This is a genomic window from Curtobacterium sp. MCBA15_016, from assembly GCF_001865105.1.
Lineage (GTDB): Bacteria > Actinomycetota > Actinomycetes > Actinomycetales > Microbacteriaceae > Curtobacterium.
In genome coordinates this window covers 57,860-75,872 of the sequence record NZ_MJGR01000004.1, presented here as the reverse complement: position 1 = coordinate 75,872, position 18,013 = coordinate 57,860, and the positions used below count along the sequence as shown (strand labels likewise).

The window sequence follows — 18,013 nt, the reverse complement described above, 5'->3', positions numbered from 1 at the left end:
GGCGCGGTGCCAGCTGGCACCGCGCCTCCCGTCCGTGGTCGGTCGCGTGGACTACGCGAGCTGCGAGGCGGACGTCAGCGGCACGATCACCCGGTGCGCTTCGCGCAGGACGTCGAGTGTCTGCTGGACCTCGTCCGCACGCTCCTCGGGCGTCCAGCCGAGCGACCCGGCGAGCACGTCGGCCAGCTCGTCGAGCAGGTCGATCGTGACGCCGCCGACGAACGCGAGGTTCGTGCGGCGCAGCACCACGTCGACCAGGTGCACGGCCTGCTCGTGCTCCGCGAAGTACGCGACCTCGGCGCGGGTCAGCGCCGGGTCCGACTCGAGGGGCTCGACCGGTCCGTCGACCAGGACGTCGACGACCTCGGCGGCACGGGTGCCGTAGCGCTCGAGCAGTCCCTCGACGACGGATGCGTCGAGACCGTCGCGGTGCGACTTGATCCAGAGGGCGCGCTGGGCGTCCGTGGTCGGGAAGTCCTTGCCGCCGCCGATCGCCATGCCGGTCGTGTCGACCGTCCGGGTGATGCCGAGCTTCGTCGTGACGTCGGTGGAGAGGTGCGCGGCGAGGGCGCGGAACGTGGTCCACTTGCCGCCGACGAGCGACAGCACCGTGGTCCGCGGCAGCCCGGCGATCGGGGTGTCCACGATCCGGTAGTCACGCGAGACGAACCCGGGGGCGGTGTCCTCGTGCCGGGGGAGCGGGCGGATGCCGGAGTAGCTGTAGACGATGTGGTCGCGGGTGAGTGCGATCTGCGGGAAGACGTGCTCCACCAGGCCGAAGAAGTAGTCGATCTCCTCGTCGGTGGTGGTGACGGGCTTCGCCGGGTCGGCGTCGATGTCCGTCGTGCCGATGAGCACCCGGCCCTTGAGCGGGTAGATGAGCACGATGCGGCCGTCGTTGTTCTCGAAGAACAGCTCGCGGCCCTTCGTCGCCTCGAGCAGCTCGGGGTTGTCGACGACGATGTGGGAGCCCTTCGTGCCGCCCATGAACTTCGTCTCGCCGCCGAACGCCTGGTTCGTGAGGTCGGTCCAGGGGCCGGACGCGTTCACGACGACGTCCGCCGTGAAGACGAACTCCTCGCCGGTCTCACGGTCGCGGAGCAGGACGCCACCGTCGCGGGTCCCGGCGGCCTCGACGTAGTTCACCGCACGGGCGGTCGACGCCGAGCCCTCACCCGTCCCCGCGGCGAGGCCGTCCTTGAGCACGTCGAGCGCCAGGCGCTCCGGCTCGTGCACCGAGGCGTCGTAGTAGGTGCCCGTGTACTTGAGGTCCTTGTTGAGCGCCGGCATGTCCGCGAGCGCGGCCTTCTTCGTGAGGAAGCGGTGCTTCGGGACCGAACCGCCGTCGCGCGAGAAGGAGTCGTAGATCGTCATGCCGATCTTGATGAGCGCGGCACCGCGCTCCTTCGTCGAGCGCTGCTTGTGCGTGAGCATCCGCAGCGGGGCGTTCATGATGCCCGAGAACGTCGAGAAGATCGGCATCGTGGTCTGCAGCGGCTTGACGTAGTGCGGGGCGATGCGGATGAGGCCGTTGCGCTCCTGCACGCTCTCGCGGACGAGGCGGAACTCGCCGTTCTCGAGGTACCGGATGCCGCCGTGGATCATGTGGCTCGACGCGGCGGACGCGCCCGAGGCGTAGTCGCCGCGCTCGACGAGGGCTACGTCGACCCCCTGCAGGGCGAGGTCGCGGAAGGTGGCGATGCCGTTGATGCCGCCACCGACCACGAGGACCTGTGCGTTCGGGCGCTCCGTGAGCGCGTTCACCGTGTTCCGGGGCTGCGTCTTCTTCGACATTGCTGCGTCGCTTCCTTCGTGGGTTCCGTGGTGGTTCGACATCGATCGTGCGCCTCCGTGAGAAGGCGGGCAACTCGCGTGCACGAACGTGCAGCACACGTGTCCGGACGGGCCGATCGAGGGTCGGGAGGCGCGACAGGGGTTGCAGAGGCCGTGCACGTCCGTGCATGCTCGGTTCCCATGAGTGACGCAGCGCAGCCCATGCGCACGCAGCAGGCGCTGCGCGCCGCGCATCTGTACTACCTGCAGGACCTGACGATGGACGCGATCGCCGACGAGCTCGGCACCTCGCGGTCGTCGGTCTCCCGCCTGCTGAAGTACGCGCGGGACACCGGACTCGTCGACATCCAGATCCGCTCGCCCCTCGACCAGGCCGCGGCGCTCAGCCGGAGCATCCGATCGCGCTTCGGGGTGCACGCACACGTCGTGCCGGTGCCGGACCACACGAGCGACGTCGACCGACTCGAACGCGTCGCCCTGTCCGCTGCGCGCATCCTGACGCAGTACGTCGAGTCGAACATGGTGATCGGGATCTCGTGGGGCTCGACCGTCAGCGCGGTGAGCCGCTACCTCGTGCCGAAGACCACGCACGGCTCCACGGTGGTGCAGATCAACGGCGCCGCGAACACCCGGACGACGGGCATCGTCTACGCGTCCGAGATCCTGCGGCGGTTCGGCGAGGCGTACGGCGCGTTCGTGCAGCAGTTCCCGGTCCCGGCGTTCTTCGACGACCCGGCCACGAAGCAGGCGCTCTTCCGGGAGCGTTCGATCCGCCGGGTGCTCGACCTGCACGAGCGCATGGACCTCGTCGTCTTCGGTGTCGGAGCGCCCCAGGCCCCGGTGCCCTCGCACGTGTACTCCGGCGGGTACCTCGACCCGTCCGACCGCGACGAGCTGACCAAGGCCCAGGTCGTCGGTGACGTCTCGACGGTGTTCTACCGCGCGGACGGCTCGTGGAAGGACATCGGGGTGAACGCCCGAGCCGGGGCTCCGGACCTCGACACGATCAAGCGTGCGCCGCGCCGGGTGTGCGTCGTGGCCGGACGCTCGAAGGCCGCGTCGCTGAAGGGCGCCCTCGCCGCCGGGTTGATCACCGACCTCATCCTCGACGAGAGCGTCGGGCAGGCGATCCTGCAGCCCTGACCCCGGGGGTTCGGTCCCGATTGTCGGTGGTGCCCCGTAGGTTCTCGACCATGGTTGCCACGATGGACACCCGCCACTCCGGTGGCGCCTGCAGCGTCGGGGACACGCGGTACTCGCGGCGGATCGCGGGCACCGACGTCGACCAGGCGCTCGCCTTCTTCACCGGGGACTACGACTTCCGCTCGCCCGCGGTCCGGCGGACCCACCGCGACACCCGCTGGGACTTCGCCGGCGTGGGCGACGAGCTGTTGTCGCTCCGGTCCTCGCGGTTCCTGGTCGACCTGCGGAGCGACAGCCGTGTCGACGACGCGTTCCTGGTCGCCTGGATGCGCAGCGGGTCGAGCACGATCACGTACGGCGGCACGAGCGTCGAGCTCGAACCGGGCGTCCCGGTCGTGCTGCCCTTCGCCGACACGTACGAGCTGCACCACCGCGACATCGGCCTCAACCTCGTGCACCTCGACGCGGGGTTCCTCCGCTCGGTCGTCGGCGAGGACGACTTCGCGTTCGAAGCGCTCCGCCGCCCGACCGCCGACGGCATGCGGGCGTGGCAGTCGGTCGTGCGGGCGTACTCGTCGACCTGGCTGGACGTCGGGCACGAGCTCACCGCGGTCGCCCGGCGTGACATCGCCGAGGCGTTCGCCACCGCGGCGGTCGCGGCCTTCCCCGAGCGGAGCCGCTGGCGCACGACGGTCACCGGCAGCGGGCCCGAGCACGAGCGGGTCCGCCGTGCGCTCGAGTACGTCCACGAGCACGCGCGCGACGCGATCGGGACGCCGGAGATCGCCGCGGCGGCGGGGCTCAGCCCGCGCGGCCTGCAGCAGTCCCTCCGCCGGCACCTCGACCAGACGCCGGGCGACCTGCTCCGCGGCGTCCGGCTCGACGGTGCCCGTGCCGACCTGCTGCGCGGCGACCGTGACGACACCTCGGTGGCCGACATCGCCAGGGCGTGGGGCTTCGGGCACCTCGGGCGCTTCTCGGCCACGTACCGGGCACGGTTCGGGGAACTGCCGAGCGAGTCCCTCCGCGCTCGGTAGCGTGGCGGGATGGACACCGTCGTCACCGCCCTCCGTTCCGCGCTCGCCGACCCGGACGGCGTGGTCGTCCGGACGGAGCGCGGTGTGCTCGACGCGGCACGGACGGACAAGTCCGGCTGGATCGCCCCGGGTGGGCCCGTCGCCGTGGTCGAGGCCCGGACGGTCGAGCACGTGCAGGCGACCCTCCGGACGTGCTCCGGGCTCGGCGTCCCGGTCGTCCCGCGTGGCGCCGGCACCGGGCTCGCGGGCGGGGCGAACGGCACCGAGGGCACCGTCGTCCTGAGCGTGGCGCGCATGGACCGCATCGTCTCGGTCGCGACGGAGGACGAGTACGCGGTGGTGGAGCCCGGCGTGCTGAACGGCGACCTGAACGCGGCCGTCGCCGAACACGGCCTGCGGTTCGCGCCGGACCCGGCGAGTGCGGCCATCGCGAGCGTCGGCGGGAACATCGCCACGAACGCCGGCGGCCTGCGGTGCGTGAAGTACGGCGTCACGAGAGAGGCAGTGCTCGGCCTCGACGTCGTCCTCGCGGACGGGCGGCTCGTCGCCACCGGGCACCGCACCGTCAAGGGCGTCACCGGCCTCGACCTCACGGCGCTGCTCGTCGGGTCGGAGGGCACGCTCGGGGTGATCGTCGGCGCGACCGTCCGGCTCGTGCCGATCCCGGCGGGGGAGCCGGCCACCCTCGGCGCGGTGTACCCGACCGTCGAGGCCGCAGCCCGCGCCGCGGCGTCCGTCGTCGCCGGGGCGGAGCGTCCGTCCACGGTCGAGCTGCTCGACGCCGCAGCACTCGAGGGGATCGCGGCCCACCTCGGGCCGCAGGTGATCGCCGAGACGGTGGGGAGCACCGCGGCGGGCGGGGTGTTCCTCCTCGTGGAGTACGACGGGCCGGGTGCGACGGAGGCGGCGCTGGGTGCCGTGCCGCGCCTCCAGGCCGAGGGCGGGACCGTGCACCTGGCCGGGTCGGCGGCGGAACGCGACCGCCTGCTGACGATCCGTCGGTCGTTCCACCCGGCCATGGAGGCGCGTGGTCGGGTCCTCATCGAGGACGTCGCGGTGCCGCGCAGTCGGCTCGCCGAGATGTTCGCGCGCGTCGAGGCCATCGGGCAGCAGTACGGCATCGCGATCCCCACCGTCGCGCACGCCGGGGACGGCAACCTGCACCCGAACTTCGTGTTCGAGGGCGAAGAGGTGCCGCAGCACGTGTGGGACGCGGCCGACGCGATGTTCCGGGCGGCGATCGAGCTCGGCGGGACGCTGACGGGGGAGCACGGCGTGGGGGTGCTCAAGCGGCGGTGGATCGGCGACGAGCTCGGCGACGACGTGCTCGAGCTGCAGCGGGGGATCCGACGGGTGTTCGACCCCGCGGGGATCCTCAACCCGGGCAAGGTGTTCTGACGCCGAATCTCAGCACACAGAACTGGGCCACATTGCTCAGATGTTCGGCCGAAACAGTCCTGTAACGAACCTCGGCGCATCGTGGGTGTCGAACGCGCACCGCCCACGAAGGAGTCAGTGATGCTGATCGGCGTCCCCACCGAAGTCAAGAACAACGAGTTCCGCGTCGCCGCGACACCCGCCGGTGTCGCCGAGCTGGCGCTGCACGGACACGAGGTGCTCGTGCAGTCCGGAGCCGGTGACGGGTCGTCCTTCCCGGACGCCGAGTACGCCGCGGCCGGGGCCACCATCGTCCCGACGGCCGCCGAGGTCTGGGCGCGCGCCGAGATGGTCCTGAAGGTCAAGGAGCCGGTCGCCGCCGAGTACGCCTCGATCCGACCAGGGCAGGTCCTGTTCACGTACCTGCACCTCGCCGCGGACCGGCCGCTGACCGACGCGCTGGTCGAGTCCGGGGCGACGGCCATCGCGTACGAGACCGTGCAGCTGCCGGACCGGTCGCTGCCCCTGCTGTCGCCGATGTCCGAGATCGCCGGGCGGTTGTCGGCGCAGGTCGGCGCGAACCACCTGATGCGGGCGAACGGCGGGCGCGGGCTCCTGCTCGGCGGCGTGCCCGGCACCCCGAAGGGCCGCGTCGTCGTGATCGGCGGCGGGGTCGCGGGCGAGCACGCGGCGACGATGGCGCTCGGCCTCGGCGCCGAGGTCACCGTGTTCGACATCAGCCTGCCGCGCCTGCGTGCGCTGGACGCCCGGTTCGACGGACGCATCACGACGCTGCGGTCCTCGGCGCACGCGATCGCCTCGGCCCTGCGCGAGGCCGACCTCGTCATCGGGTCGGTGCTCATCCCCGGGGCCTCGGCGCCGAAGCTCGTGACCGACGCCATGGTGGCGGACATGCAGCCCGGGTCGGTGCTCGTCGACATCGCGATCGACCAGGGCGGGTGCTTCGAGGGATCGCACCCGACCACGCACGACGACCCGACGTTCGCCGTGCACGACACCGTCTTCTACTGCGTGGCGAACATGCCGGGAGCGGTGCCGCGCACCTCGACGATCTCGCTGACGAACGCGACGCTGCCCTACGCCGTGGCGATCGCGAACCAGGGGTGGGAGGCGGCGACCGCTGCCGACCCGGCCCTGGCGCTCGGGGTGAACGTGCACGCGGGGCAGGTCGTGAACGCCGCCGTGGCGGCGGCGCACGGCCTGGCGGCCGCGGCGCGCTGAGCGCGGGGGCGCGGCTGCGCCGCGCACTTTCGCGCTGAGCGACAGTTCATGCGGTCCGCGGGCCGTGAACTGTCGCTCAGCGCGAAACGTCGGGACGGGCCGCCAGCGCTCCGCGCCGCCGCTCAGGCGGCCGCGACGCGCGCCGGCGCAGCCGCGCCGCGCCACCCCGCGCGAGCCCGCACCACGAGCGTCACGACGACCGCCGCAGCCGCGGCCACCACCGCCGCGACGGCGGTCGGCGTCGACACGAGCGGCCCGTCGAGCCGAGCGACCGCGACCCACGCCAACCCCCACGCGAGCGACGCCGTCGGCGCCAGGCGCCCCCGGCCCCACACCGCGAGGAGCACCCCGACGAGCCCGGCCACGAGCGCGATCACCACACCCCAGACGTCCAGCGACAGCCCGAAGCCCCGGAAGCCCGCGGCCGTCAGTACCGCGGCCGTGTTCGCCGCCGTCGCGACGCACACCCACCCCAGGTAGAGCCCGAACGTGCCGTCGGTGACGATCGCCTCGACGATCCCGGAGGGACCCGACCGCCGCAGCAGCACGAACGTCCACACAAGCACGGCGAGCAGCGCGACGATGATCGGCTCGCTCAGCCACAGGAACCCGAACTGCACGCTCAGGATCCACGCCGCGTTGAGCAGGAGCGAGAGCACCGCAGGCACGGTCAGCCGCGCGTGCCGGTCGTCGTCGGCGGTGCGGAAGCACTGGCGGATCGCGTAGGCGAGCAGCCCGACGTAGATGACGCTCCAGATCGAGAACGCCGGCCCGTCCGGCGCGATCGCCGTCGACGAGGCTGACAGTGCTCCGCCGGCAGCGTCCTGGATCGGCGTCCCGCCGGCAGCTCCTGAGCCGACGAACGCGCCGACCACCGCGACGACCGCGCTCACCGCGACTGCGATCCGCTTCCAGATCCTCTTCATGTCAGCCCCTTTCATCAGCATGCTGATGACCTGCACCGTAGGCGCGTGGCCGGGCCCGGCGCGCAGCGCACGTCCAGCAGACGGGGGACGGGCCGGACTGGAGGCGCGGTGCGGGCCCGACCCGCGCCTCCTGGCCCGCACGTCGGTCGCGTCCGACCCCCGCACGCTCGCCCTGCGTACGGTGGTGACGTGTCTGTCGAACTGAACACCGTCTACGTCGACCGGATCGCCCCGATCCCGAGTCCCTCGCTCGACGACACCTTCCGCATGCTCGAGGACCAGGGAGCGAGCGCGTGCATCGTGCTCCACCAGCCCGACGCCGAGGAGCTCGGCGACGTCGCGGTCGCCCTCGGCCTGCACGAACTCGCGGTCGAGGACTCCGCCGAGGGGCACCAGCGCCCGAAGCTCGAGCGCTACGGCTCGACACTCTTCGTGGTCCTCAAGCCCGCGCTGTACAACGACCGGCAAGAGGAGGTCGCGTTCGGCGAGGTGCACGCCTTCGTCGGGGAGGACTTCTTCCTCGTGGTCGTGAAGGCCGACCCCCGTGGCAAGCAGACCGTCCCGCGGGCACTCCAGCGGATGAGCGGAAAGCCGGGACTCGTGACGGTGGGCCCGCAGGCGCAGCTCTGGGCGCTGATGGACTCGATCGTCGACGGGTACGTGCCGGTGATCGACGGCCTCGAGGAGGACATCAACCAGATCGAGGACCAGCTCTTCGCGGGCGAGGCCGGGGTCTCCCGTCGCATCTACGAGCTGTTCGGCGAGGTCGTGGACTTCCAGCGCGCCGCCCGACCGCTCATCCACATCATCGAGAACCTGCACCGCGGGGCGGAGAAGTACCACCTCCCGGTGGAGATGCAGCGCCGGTTCCGCGACGTGCTCGACCACGCGATCCGCACGGTGGAGCGACTGGACACGTTCCGGCAGCTGCTGCAGAACGCGCTGACGGTCGACTCGACCCTCGCGGCGCAGAAGCAGAACGACGACACGAAGAAGATCTCGGGCTGGGCGGCGATCCTCTTCGCCCCGACGCTCATCGCGGCGATCTACGGCATGAACTTCACGCACATGCCCGAGCTCTCCTGGACGTGGGGGTACCCGCTGGCGATCGTCGCGATGGTCGCGTTCGCGGCGGTCCTGTGGGTGGTGTTCAAGGTCAAGCGCTGGTTCTGACCCGGATCCGTGTGCATCCGCACACGCCGTGCGCGCGTCGACTTGCTGGGAGCGCTCCCAGAGCGCGAGACTCGTCGAGCCGTCATCGTCGCCGACTGGAGCACTCATGCCGCACGACCTCGTCCACCTGACCGCCGGGGGCGTCTCCCTCGTCCTCGACTGCCACGACCGTGCCCTGCCCGCGGTGGTGCACTGGGGCGCGGCGCTCGGTCCGCTCGACGACGCGGAGCTGGCGGCCCTGGCCGAGGCGGACGTGGCACCGGTCGCGCCGAACGAGGCGGACGTGCCGGTCCGGCTGGCGATCCTGCCCGAGCCGCACCGGGGGTGGACCGGGCGACCGGGGCTGTCCGGGCACCGGGACGGGCGCGACTGGTCCCCGGCGTTCACGGTCACCGAGCTCGAGGTGACCGGCGCCGCCGACACCGCGGGCACCGCCGACATCGCGGGCACCGCCGACATCGCGGGTGCCCGCACCGACACCGCCGGCGCCGCCGACGCCGCGGCCCCCCGCACCGGCGCCACCGGCACCGCCGGCACCGCGGGCACTCCCGCCCCCGCCACCGTCACCGCCCACGCCGTGGACGCCACCGCCGGCCTCGCCCTCCGCCTCACCGTCGAGATGCTCCCCTCAGGCCTCGTCCGCACCCGCGCCGCCGTCACCAACACGGCCGCCGGCACCTACGCCGTCGACGACCTCACCCTGGCCCTCCCGGTCCCGTCGCACGCCCGCGAGGTCCTCGACTTCGCCGGCCGCTGGGGCAAGGAGCGCACCCCGCAGCGCCGCGAGCTCGTCGTCGGCACCCACGAGCGCGAGGGCCGGAAGGGCCGGACGGGCGCCGACGCCGCCACGGTCCTGAGCGTCGGCGTCCCGGGGTTCGGCTTCGCCCACGGCGAGGTCTGGGGCGTGCACACGGCGTGGAGCGGCAACCACAGGCACCTCGCGGAACGCCTCGCCACCGGCCGCCAGGTCGTCGGGGGCGGTGAACTCCTGCTCCCCGGCGAGGTGCGCCTCGGCACCGGGGACAGCTACGAGGGACCGTGGGTGTACGCCGCGTACGGGGACGGCCTCGACGACCAGGCCCGCCGCTTCCACCGGTGGCTCCGCAGCCGCCCGCAGCACCCGAGGACGCCACGCCCGGTGACGCTCAACGTCTGGGAGGCGGTCTACTTCGACCACGACCTCGCCCGGCTGACCGACCTCGCCGAGCGCGCCGCACGGCTCGGGGTCGAGCGGTACGTGCTCGACGACGGGTGGTTCCGGCACCGTCGCGACGACCACGCGGGCCTCGGCGACTGGTACGTGGACGAGGACGTCTGGCCGGACGGCCTCGGTCCGATCGTCGACCGGGTGCGGGCGCTCGGCATGCAGTTCGGGCTGTGGTTCGAGCCCGAGATGGTCAACGAGGACAGCGACCTCGCCCGAGCCCACCCGGAGTGGATCCTGCAGGCGGACGGCCGCCTGCCGGTGCGGTCCCGGGACCAGCAGGTGCTGAACCTCGCGATCCCCGGGGCGTTCGCGTACCTGCTCGAGCGGATGACCGCGGTCATCGGCGAGTACGGCGTCGACTACGTCAAGTGGGACCACAACCGCGACCTCGTCGAGGCGGGCCACCTCGGCGGCGGCGCAGCGGTCCACGAGCAGACCCTGGCGGCGTACCGGCTCATGGCGACACTGAAGGAACGGTTCCCGGCGCTCGAGATCGAGTCGTGCTCGTCGGGTGGCGCCCGCGTGGACCTCGGCGTGATCGAGCACACCGACCGCGTCTGGGTGTCGGACGACATCGACCCGCTCGAGCGCCAGCAGATGCACCGGTGGACGCAGCAGCTCCTGCCCCCGGAACTGCTCGGCTCCCACGTCGCGAGCGGCCGGAACCACACGACCGGCCGGGTGCACGACCTGGCGTTCCGTGCCGGGACCGCGATCGTCGGGCACTTCGGCATCGAGTGGGACCTCGCGCAGGCGACGGACGCCGAGGAGACGGCGCTCGCCGAGTGGATCGCGCTGCACAAGGAGTGGCGGGGCCTGCTGCACGGCGGCGACCTCGTGCGCGTCGACGAGGTCGAAGAGACCCGGCTCGTGTCCGGCACGGTCGCCGCCGACAAGCGGCAGGCGCTGTTCTTCTTCGTCAGCACCGGCCGGTCCGAGGTGTCTGGTACCGGCCGCGTCACCTTCCGCGACCTCGACCCGGACACCGCGTACCGGGTCGACCCGGTCGTGGTCGGCGACGGGCACGGCATCGTGCCGCCGCCGTGGTGGTCGGGGGACCGGGTGTTCCGCGGGCGCGCGCTCGAGACGGTCGGCTTGCAGCCGCCGCTCGTGCCGGCCGACTGCGTGGTGCCGTACCGGCTCACGGCCGTCTGACCGGCAGCGGGTCCGGCCACCGCCCAGGAGGCGCGGCTCGGCCCGGCAGCGTCCGCCCGGTCGCGGGGGCGGTGCCGACGTGCCGCTAGGCTTCCGGTCATGCCGCACCCTGGACACGCGACACGTGCGACCCCGGTCTGGGCACTCAAGCTCGCGGTCGTCACCGGACTGGTGGGGGTGGCAGGCGGCATCGCCGGCGTCTCGGTATGGCTCGCGCTGCAGCTCATCCAGTTCGTCGCGTTCGGGTACCCGTTCGGCGGCCACCTCGAGGCCGCAGACGCACCGAGTGCCCTGAACCGCTTCCTCGCGCTCGTCGCCGCCGGCCTCCTGACCGGCGTCGCCTGGTGGGCGCTCCGACGCTGGGGCCGCCCGGTCGTCTCCGTGCCCGCGGCCGTCGGCGGGAAGCGGATGCCCGCCCTCGCGACGGTGGCGAACGCGGGCGTGCAGATCCTGGCCGTGGGGCTCGGCGCCTCGATCGGCAAGGAAGTGGCGCCGCGCGAGATCGGGGCGTGGCTGTCCCAGCTCGTGACGGCACGGGCCGGCCTGACCGCCCGCGAGACGAAGATCCTCGTCGCCTGCGGAGCCGCCGCCGGCCTCGCCGCGGTCTACGACGTCCCGCTCGGGGGCGCCCTGTTCGCGGTCGAGGTGCTGCTCGGCGAGCTCACCTTCGCGACCGCGCTGCCGGCCTTCGCGACGAGCGCGGTCGCGGCGTTCGTGGCACGCCTCGTGATCCCGGACGAGGTGCTCTACCACGTGCCGGCGATGCACCTCTCGCCGTCGCTCCTCGTCTGGGCCGTGATCGTCGGGCCGGTCCTGGGGTTCGCGGGCGTCGGCTTCGTGAAGCTCACGAACCGGCTGCAGGGCCTCGCGCCGAAGGGGTGGCGGCTCATCGTCGTGCTGCCGGTCGTCTTCGCCATGGTCGGGCTCATCGCCGTGCCCTTCCCCGAGATCCTCGGCAACGGGCGGGCGCTCGGTGTCCTCGCGATGAACGCCTCGCTCGAGGACGGCTCCGTCGCCGGGCTCTCGCCGATCCTGTTCCTGCTCGCGCTCGGGGTCATCCGCACGATCACGACCTCGGCCACGATCGGTGCCGGGGCCGTCGGCGGCACGCTCACCCCGTCGATCGCGATCGGCTCCGCGGTCGGCGGCGGACTCGGTGGCCTCTGGCTGCTGCTCTGGCCGACCGACGGGCCGAGCCTCACGGCGTTCGCGTTCATCGGCGCCGCGGCCTTCCTCGCGACGACGATGCGGGCGCCCTTCACGGCCCTCGTGCTCGTCGTCGAGTTCACCCAGCAGGGGACCGACATCCTCATCCCCTCGCTCCTGGCGGTGTCCGGGTCGGTCGCCGTCGGCTACGTGCTCGCCCGCCGACGCAGCGCGCAGATGGTGTGAACACTTCGTCACGATCCGGCACACACGACGGGCCACCGGCCTACGATCGGCCGCACGACGGGGCACCGGGCTCCGTACCGGCGACGAGGAGCAACCGATGGCGGGGTTCGACGACATCACGAAGAAGGCCCAGGACTTCCTGCAGGACAACAAGGTCCAGGACGCCCTGAAGAGCGAGAAGGCCGAGGACATCAGCGACAAGGTGCTCGGCGGTGTCGCCGACGCGGTCAAGAAGGCCACGGGTGGCAAGTACGACGACAAGATCGACGGCGCCCGTGACGCCGCGGACAAGCAGATCGGCAACGAGTGACGCGGTTCCCGCGCACCGTACGGACGGCCCCGGACCACGTGTCCGGGGCCGTTCGCCGTCAGCGGTACCCGTTCGACTGGACTCCGGGCCGCGAGCAGACCACCATTGTGTGGTGACTGTCGTGGCGCCCAACCAACCGCTCACCGAGTCCGAGGTCGAGGCGATCAAACGGGACTTCCCGATCCTCCAGCAGGAGGTGAACGGGTTCCCCCTCGCCTACCTCGACTCCGGGGCCACCGCCGAACGACCCCGCCAGGTGCTCGACGCCGAACGACGTTTCCTCGAGCACGACAACGCCGCCGTGCACCGCGGCGCGCACACCCTCGCCGCGCTGAGCACCGACGCGTACGAGGACGCCCGGGCCACCGTCGCCGGGTTCGTCGGGGCGGCGTCACCGTCCGAGGTCGTGTGGACCGCGAACGCCACCGACGCCCTCAACCTCGTGGCGTACGGCATCGCGAACGCCAGCCGCGGTCGTGGGGGACCGGACGCCGAGCGCTTCCGCATCGGACCCGGCGACGAGGTCCTCGTCACCGAGGCCGAGCACCACGCCAACCTCGTCCCGTGGCAGGAGCTCGCCGCGCTGACCGGTGCGACGCTCCGCTGGGTCCCCGTCGCGGACGACGGCACCTGGACGGCCGAGGACGCCGTCGCCCTGGTCTCCGACCGCACGAAGGTCGTCGCCTTCGCCCACGTCTCGAACGTCACCGGCATGGTCGCCCCGGTGTCGGCCGTCGTCGCAGCCGCCCACGCGCACGGTGCCCTCGTCGTCCTCGACGCCTGCCAGTCCGCACCGCACCGGCCGCTCGACGTGCAGGCGCTCGGCGTCGACTTCGCGGCGTTCTCCGGGCACAAGATGCTCGGGCCGAACGGCATCGGCGTGCTCTGGGGCCGCCACGAGCTGCTCGACGCCCTGCCCCCGTTCCGGACCGGCGGATCGATGATCACCACGGTGACGATGGAGCACACCGACTTCATGCCGGCACCCGAGCGGTTCGAGGCCGGCACCCAGCCCGTGTCGCAGGCCGTGGCGCTCGCCGAGGCGGTCCGCTACCTGCAGGGCATCGGCATGGAGCGGGTCCGTGCGCACGAGGAGCACCTGGCCGAGCGCATGCTCACCGGACTCGCCGCGATCCCGGGCATCCACGTCGTCGGTCCGCCCGCCGGGGTGCCGCGGTCCGGTCTCGTGTCGTTCGACGTCGACGGCGTGCACGCCCACGACGTCTCGCAGTACCTCGACGCGCAGGGCATCGCGGTGCGCTCCGGCCACCACTGCGCCCAACCACTGCACCGTCGGCTCGGCCTCGTCGCCACCAGCCGCGCGAGCACGTACGTATACACGACCGAGCAGGACGTCGACCGGTTCCTCACGGCCGTCGGCGAGGTCCGCGGCTACTTCGGAGCGACCGCATGAGCGCCCTCGACTCCCTCTACCAGCAGGTCATCCTCGACCACGCGAAGGCCCGGCACGGCGACGGCGAGCTGCCCGACGCCGACGCCGAGCACTTCGAGCGCAACCCCACCTGCGGCGACGAGATCACCGTCCGCGTGCGCCTCGAGCCCGGCACGGACCGCATCGCCGGTCTCGCGTGGCAGGGCGACGGCTGCTCGATCTCGATGGCGTCGGCGTCGGTCCTCACGGACATGGCGGTCGGTCGCACGGTGCCCGAACTGCTCACGCTCACCGAGGAGTTCCGCACGATGATGCGGTCCCGCGGTGCCGGCGAGCCCGACGAGGACGTGCTCGAGGACCTCGTCGCGTTCCACGGCGTCTCGAAGTTCGTCATGCGGGTCAAGTGCGGGATGCTCGCGTGGGTCGCGGCCGAGGCCGCCGCGCGCGAGGCCGCAGCGCCCCGGTGACGGGTCCTGGTACCGCGGCCCGCGAGCCCGCACCGGCGGACGCCGAGGCGATCACCGACCTCGTCGCGGAACGACGGCGCCGGTCCGTCCGACCGCTCGTCGTCGGGATCTCGGGCTACTGCGGCTCCGGCAAGTCGACTCTGGCGCGGCGCCTCGTCGAGGCGCTGCCCGGCGCCGTCCGGATCCGCGGGGACGACTTCCTCGAACCGACGCGGTCACACCGTCGCTCGACGGACTGGGACGGGGTCGATCGAAGGCGGCTCGTCGGGACGGTGCTCGAACCGCACCGCGCTGGTCGGGCCGGTTCGTTCCGCCGGTTCGACTGGGGGAAGCGGACGCTCGGCGCAGAGGAACCACTGCCCCGCACCGACCTCGTCGTGGTCGACCTGATCGGGCTCTTCCATCCCGATGCGCTGTCGCACCTCGACATCCGGATCTGGTGCGACGTCGACATCGAGACGGCGGCGGCGCGTGGCCAGGCACGAGACCGCGCACTGGGGCGCGACCACGCCCGACTGTGGCGAGACGTCTGGGTGCCGAACGAGCGGGACTTCGAGCGCCGGTTCGCGCCGATGGCGCAGGCCACCGCCCTCTGGGACGCATCGGGGCCCGGTGCGCGCGAGGCGACCACGCGCTCCTGACGCGACCGGTCTGCGGTCCCGGAGGCGCGGGGCGGCCCCGCCCCGTCCCTCCCGTCTCGGCCGTCGTGCCGCTGGCGCGTCACGCCGGTACCGGCGGGTGGGGCCCACCTCCCGGACCGCAGTCCCACGTCACGGTTCGTCACCTTCCGCCGTCCGCCCCGGGACGGCACGTACCGTCACGCCCGTGAGCACGAGCAGCGAGCACCGTCAGATCCGCTTCAACGCCTTCGACATGAACTGCGTGGCGCACCAGTCCTCCGGGCTCTGGCGGCACCCGCGGGACCGGTCCCGGCACTACAACGACCTGTCGTACTGGACCGACCTCGCGCAGCTGCTCGAGCGGGGCAACTTCGACGGGATCTTCATCGCCGACGTGCTCGGGACGTACGACGTCTACGGCGACTCGAACGAGGCCGCGCTCCGCACCGGGTCGCAGGTCCCCGTGAACGACCCGATCCTGCTCGTGTCGGCGATGGCGTCGGTGACCGAGCACCTCGGCTTCGGGATCACGGCGGGGACCGCGTACGAGCACCCGTACCCGTTCGCCCGGCGCATCTCGACGCTCGACCACCTCACGAAGGGCCGCATCGGCTGGAACGTCGTGACCGGGTACCTGCCGAGTGCCGCGCGGAACATGGGGCAGACCGACCAGCTCTCGCACGACGACCGGTACGACGTCGCCGACGAGTACCTCGAGGTCCTCTACAAGCTGTGGGAGGGCTCGTGGGAGGACGACGCCGTGGTCGAGGACCGCGAGACCGGCGTCTTCACCGACCCCGCGAAGGTCCACCCGATCGAGCACCACGGCACGCACTTCGACGTCCCGGGCATCCACCTGTCCGAGCCGTCGGTCCAGCGGTCGCCCGTGATCTACCAGGCCGGGGCCTCGCCGCGCGGCATCCGGTTCGCGGCCGAGAACGCCGAGGCGGTGTTCGTGGGCGCACCGACCGTCGAGCAGCTCGCGTCGACCGTGCGGAAGGTCCGTGACGCCCTGGAGGCTGCTGGTCGCGACCGGTACGCCGCCCGCGTCTACACGCTGCTCACCGTCATCACCGACGCCACCGACGAGCTCGCCCAGGCCAAGTACGAGGACTACCTGTCCTACGCCTCGGAGCTCGGTGCGCTCGTGCTCAACTCCGGTTGGATGGGCGTCGACCTGTCGCAGTGGGACCTCGACGAGCCGCTCGGCGACGTCGAGTCGAACGCGATCCAGTCCGCGGCGGCGAACATCGCGGCGGCCACCGGGTCCGACGGGTCGAAGTGGACGATCCGGGACCTCGCGCGGCACACGGCGATCGGCGGCCTCGGACCGGTCGCGGTCGGCGGCGGGGCGACCATCGCCGACCGGCTCGTCGAGATCCAGGAGCAGACGGACGTCGACGGGTTCAACCTCGCCTACGCGGTGACCCCGGGGACGTGGGAGGACGTCATCGAGTTCGTCGTGCCGGAGCTCCGTGCTCGCGGCGTCTACCCCGAGGGCTACGAGCCCGGATCGCTGCGGCACAAGCTGCACGGCCGCGGTGACCGGCTGCCGGCGGAGCACCGCGGGGCGTCGTTCCGGGTGGGGCAGTCCGCAGCCGTACGCTGAACGGGTGATCGGGTCGTCGTTCGTCGTGCGTGCCGCCGTCGAGGACGAGGTCACGGCGTGCGTCGACCTGTGGACGCGCGCCGTCGCCACCCGTGACGGCGTGCCCGAGTCGGACGCGGTGCGGGAACGCGCCCGGTCGAAGTTCGCGGTGCCCCGCGTCGCGCTCGTCGTGGCGTCGACGGAGTCGGACCGTGGTGCGGCCGCGGCGATCGCCGGGTTCGCGCTCGTCACCGCTCCGGGGACGGGGCGTCCGGGGGACCCGGAGGACGCGGCCTACCTCTCGCTCCTCGCCGTCGACCCGCGGGCCCAGGGGCACGGACTCGGACGGTCCCTGCTGCTGGGCGCCGTCGCCGAGGCCGGAGCCGCGGGCCACCGCCGAGCGCTGCTGCACGCGCTGGACGACAACGCGCCGGCGCTCCGGCTGTACCGCAGCGCGGGGTTCCGTCCCGTGGGCGACCCCTTCGCGCACGCACTGAGCGGTCGGCCGACCCGGGTCTGGGTCACCGACGGCGTCGACGCTGCCGAGGGTGTCGTCGCTGCCGACGACTGAGCCGTCAGGACGGTTGGGGCTCCGGCTCCGGCCGGGGAACGGGCAGCGCGTCCGCCGCGCTCGGCCACGGCGCCCACTTCGCCCGTGGCGCGACGAGCAGGTACGGCTGCGGCGTCGGGTAGGAGACGAGTTCGAGCGTCGAGCCCCACGGGGTCCGGGTGTACACGAACCGGTTCCCCTCGCCGACCTCGAGGCCGCGGAGGTCCCGAGGATCCGAGTTGCGGGTGCCCCCGGCTGCCTCGATGCGGGCGAGCGTGCCGTCGAGGTCGTCCGTGTACATCGCGAGGTGCTGCCACCCGAGGTCCGCGGGGTGCACGGGACGGTGCTGGTCCGGTCCGTGGTACTCGAACAGCTCGAGCCCCGGTCCGTCCGGCAGTGCGAGCATCCGCATCGCGCCCTGTGCCATCGTCGACGGGATCCCCAGGTAGCGGTGCGCCTCGGCCGTCGCGTTCGGCTCCTCGGTGCGGCAGCGCATGTCGTACAGCACGACGGCGTCGAACGCCGCCTCGAAGAACGCCGTGGCGGCATCGATGTCCGGCACCGTGACGCCCACGTGGTCGATCCTGATTCCCGCGCTCATGGGCCGATCCTGACATCCGGGCGCCCGCCCGTTCCGCC

16 protein-coding genes are annotated in these 18,013 nt (G+C 72.6%); 13 read left to right on the top strand and 3 right to left on the bottom strand.

Going from position 1 to position 18,013, the window contains the following annotated elements; translation table 11 throughout:
• Nucleotides 1-51: 51 nt before the first annotated feature.
• Nucleotides 52-1,794 carry a glycerol-3-phosphate dehydrogenase/oxidase gene (locus tag BIV03_RS02985; protein ID WP_071294593.1) on the bottom strand — a complete coding sequence of 581 codons (1,743 nt, stop codon included), beginning with the start codon at nt 1,792-1,794 and terminating at the stop codon, nt 52-54.
• A 180-nt stretch (nt 1,795-1,974) separates the two neighbouring features.
• Between BIV03_RS02985 and BIV03_RS02980 the strand changes: the two genes are divergently transcribed.
• The 4 genes from BIV03_RS02980 (at nt 1,975) to ald (ending at nt 6,593) form a co-directional block, all read left to right on the top strand.
• Complete coding sequence (locus BIV03_RS02980; RefSeq protein WP_022905765.1) at nt 1,975-2,937, top strand: sugar-binding transcriptional regulator; 963 nt, start codon at nt 1,975-1,977, stop codon at nt 2,935-2,937.
• A gap of 50 nt (nt 2,938-2,987) precedes the next feature.
• The gene (locus tag BIV03_RS02975; RefSeq protein WP_083403164.1) at nt 2,988-3,974 is read left to right on the top strand and encodes an AraC family transcriptional regulator; all 987 of its coding nucleotides are present in this window, start codon (nt 2,988-2,990) and stop codon (nt 3,972-3,974) included.
• Between the two features lie 9 nt (nt 3,975-3,983).
• Nucleotides 3,984-5,372 (top strand): FAD-binding oxidoreductase, encoded by a 1,389-nt coding sequence (locus BIV03_RS02970; RefSeq protein WP_071294591.1) that lies wholly within the window; start codon nt 3,984-3,986, stop codon nt 5,370-5,372.
• A gap of 120 nt (nt 5,373-5,492) precedes the next feature.
• Entirely contained in the window at nt 5,493-6,593 is a 1,101-nt protein-coding gene (gene ald / locus BIV03_RS02965) for an alanine dehydrogenase (RefSeq protein WP_071294590.1), read from the top strand.
• A gap of 122 nt (nt 6,594-6,715) precedes the next feature.
• Here ald and BIV03_RS02960 read toward each other — a convergent pair whose 3' ends face one another.
• Nucleotides 6,716-7,519: a tryptophan-rich sensory protein gene (locus tag BIV03_RS02960; protein ID WP_070418264.1), complete on the bottom strand. Its 804-nt coding sequence runs from the start codon at nt 7,517-7,519 to the stop codon at nt 6,716-6,718.
• Between the two features lie 189 nt (nt 7,520-7,708).
• On the opposite strand from BIV03_RS02960, the gene BIV03_RS02955 reads away from it, so the two are divergent.
• The 9 genes from BIV03_RS02955 to BIV03_RS02915 all read left to right on the top strand — a co-directional run bounded on the left by BIV03_RS02955 (nt 7,709) and on the right by BIV03_RS02915 (nt 17,395).
• On the top strand, nt 7,709-8,692 hold the full coding sequence (locus BIV03_RS02955) for a magnesium and cobalt transport protein CorA (protein ID WP_071294589.1): 984 nt from the start codon (nt 7,709-7,711) through the stop codon (nt 8,690-8,692).
• 106 nt (nt 8,693-8,798) lie between these two features.
• Nucleotides 8,799-11,054 (top strand): alpha-galactosidase, encoded by a 2,256-nt coding sequence (locus BIV03_RS02950; protein ID WP_071294588.1) that lies wholly within the window; start codon nt 8,799-8,801, stop codon nt 11,052-11,054.
• A gap of 99 nt (nt 11,055-11,153) precedes the next feature.
• Nucleotides 11,154-12,446: a chloride channel protein gene (locus BIV03_RS02945; protein ID WP_071294587.1), complete on the top strand. Its 1,293-nt coding sequence runs from the start codon at nt 11,154-11,156 to the stop codon at nt 12,444-12,446.
• Nucleotides 12,447-12,543: 97 nt separating this feature from the next.
• Nucleotides 12,544-12,756: an antitoxin gene (locus BIV03_RS02940; RefSeq protein WP_070418268.1), complete on the top strand. Its 213-nt coding sequence runs from the start codon at nt 12,544-12,546 to the stop codon at nt 12,754-12,756.
• A gap of 121 nt (nt 12,757-12,877) precedes the next feature.
• Nucleotides 12,878-14,170 (top strand): SufS family cysteine desulfurase, encoded by a 1,293-nt coding sequence (locus tag BIV03_RS02935; RefSeq protein WP_071294586.1) that lies wholly within the window; start codon nt 12,878-12,880, stop codon nt 14,168-14,170.
• Complete coding sequence (sufU, locus tag BIV03_RS02930) at nt 14,167-14,616, top strand: Fe-S cluster assembly sulfur transfer protein SufU (RefSeq protein ID WP_071294585.1); 450 nt, start codon at nt 14,167-14,169, stop codon at nt 14,614-14,616. Before BIV03_RS02935 ends, sufU begins: the two co-directional genes overlap by 4 nt.
• A complete protein-coding gene (locus tag BIV03_RS02925) occupies nt 14,613-15,257 on the top strand; it encodes a uridine kinase (protein ID WP_254790700.1) in 645 nt (214 codons plus the stop codon). Before sufU ends, BIV03_RS02925 begins: the two co-directional genes overlap by 4 nt.
• 184 nt (nt 15,258-15,441) lie before the next feature.
• Complete coding sequence (locus BIV03_RS02920; RefSeq protein ID WP_071294584.1) at nt 15,442-16,845, top strand: LLM class flavin-dependent oxidoreductase; 1,404 nt, start codon at nt 15,442-15,444, stop codon at nt 16,843-16,845.
• 4 nt (nt 16,846-16,849) lie between these two features.
• Complete coding sequence (locus tag BIV03_RS02915; RefSeq protein ID WP_071294583.1) at nt 16,850-17,395, top strand: GNAT family N-acetyltransferase; 546 nt, start codon at nt 16,850-16,852, stop codon at nt 17,393-17,395.
• A 4-nt stretch (nt 17,396-17,399) separates the two neighbouring features.
• Here BIV03_RS02915 and BIV03_RS02910 read toward each other — a convergent pair whose 3' ends face one another.
• Nucleotides 17,400-17,975, bottom strand: coding sequence for a VOC family protein (locus BIV03_RS02910; protein ID WP_083403162.1), 576 nt, complete (start codon nt 17,973-17,975; stop codon nt 17,400-17,402).
• Between the last annotated feature and the right edge of the window lie 38 nt (nt 17,976-18,013).

Bases quoted from the DNA above. Each gene is read 5' to 3' on its own strand.
- BIV03_RS02950 (WP_071294588.1), top strand. From the start codon at position 8,799: ATGCCGCACGACCTCGTCCACCTGACCGCCGGGGGCGTCTCCCTCGTC.
- sufU (WP_071294585.1), top strand. From the start codon at position 14,167: ATGAGCGCCCTCGACTCCCTCTACCAGCAGGTCATCCTCGACCACGCG.
- BIV03_RS02970 (WP_071294591.1), top strand. From the start codon at position 3,984: ATGGACACCGTCGTCACCGCCCTCCGTTCCGCGCTCGCCGACCCGGAC.
- BIV03_RS02945 (WP_071294587.1), top strand. From the start codon at position 11,154: ATGCCGCACCCTGGACACGCGACACGTGCGACCCCGGTCTGGGCACTC.
- BIV03_RS02960 (WP_070418264.1), bottom strand. From the start codon at position 7,519: ATGAAGAGGATCTGGAAGCGGATCGCAGTCGCGGTGAGCGCGGTCGTC.
- ald (WP_071294590.1), top strand. From the start codon at position 5,493: ATGCTGATCGGCGTCCCCACCGAAGTCAAGAACAACGAGTTCCGCGTC.
- BIV03_RS02910 (WP_083403162.1), bottom strand. From the start codon at position 17,975: ATGAGCGCGGGAATCAGGATCGACCACGTGGGCGTCACGGTGCCGGAC.
- BIV03_RS02940 (WP_070418268.1), top strand. From the start codon at position 12,544: ATGGCGGGGTTCGACGACATCACGAAGAAGGCCCAGGACTTCCTGCAG.
- BIV03_RS02975 (WP_083403164.1), top strand. From the start codon at position 2,988: ATGGTTGCCACGATGGACACCCGCCACTCCGGTGGCGCCTGCAGCGTC.
- BIV03_RS02985 (WP_071294593.1), bottom strand. From the start codon at position 1,794: ATGTCGAAGAAGACGCAGCCCCGGAACACGGTGAACGCGCTCACGGAG.
- BIV03_RS02980 (WP_022905765.1), top strand. From the start codon at position 1,975: ATGAGTGACGCAGCGCAGCCCATGCGCACGCAGCAGGCGCTGCGCGCC.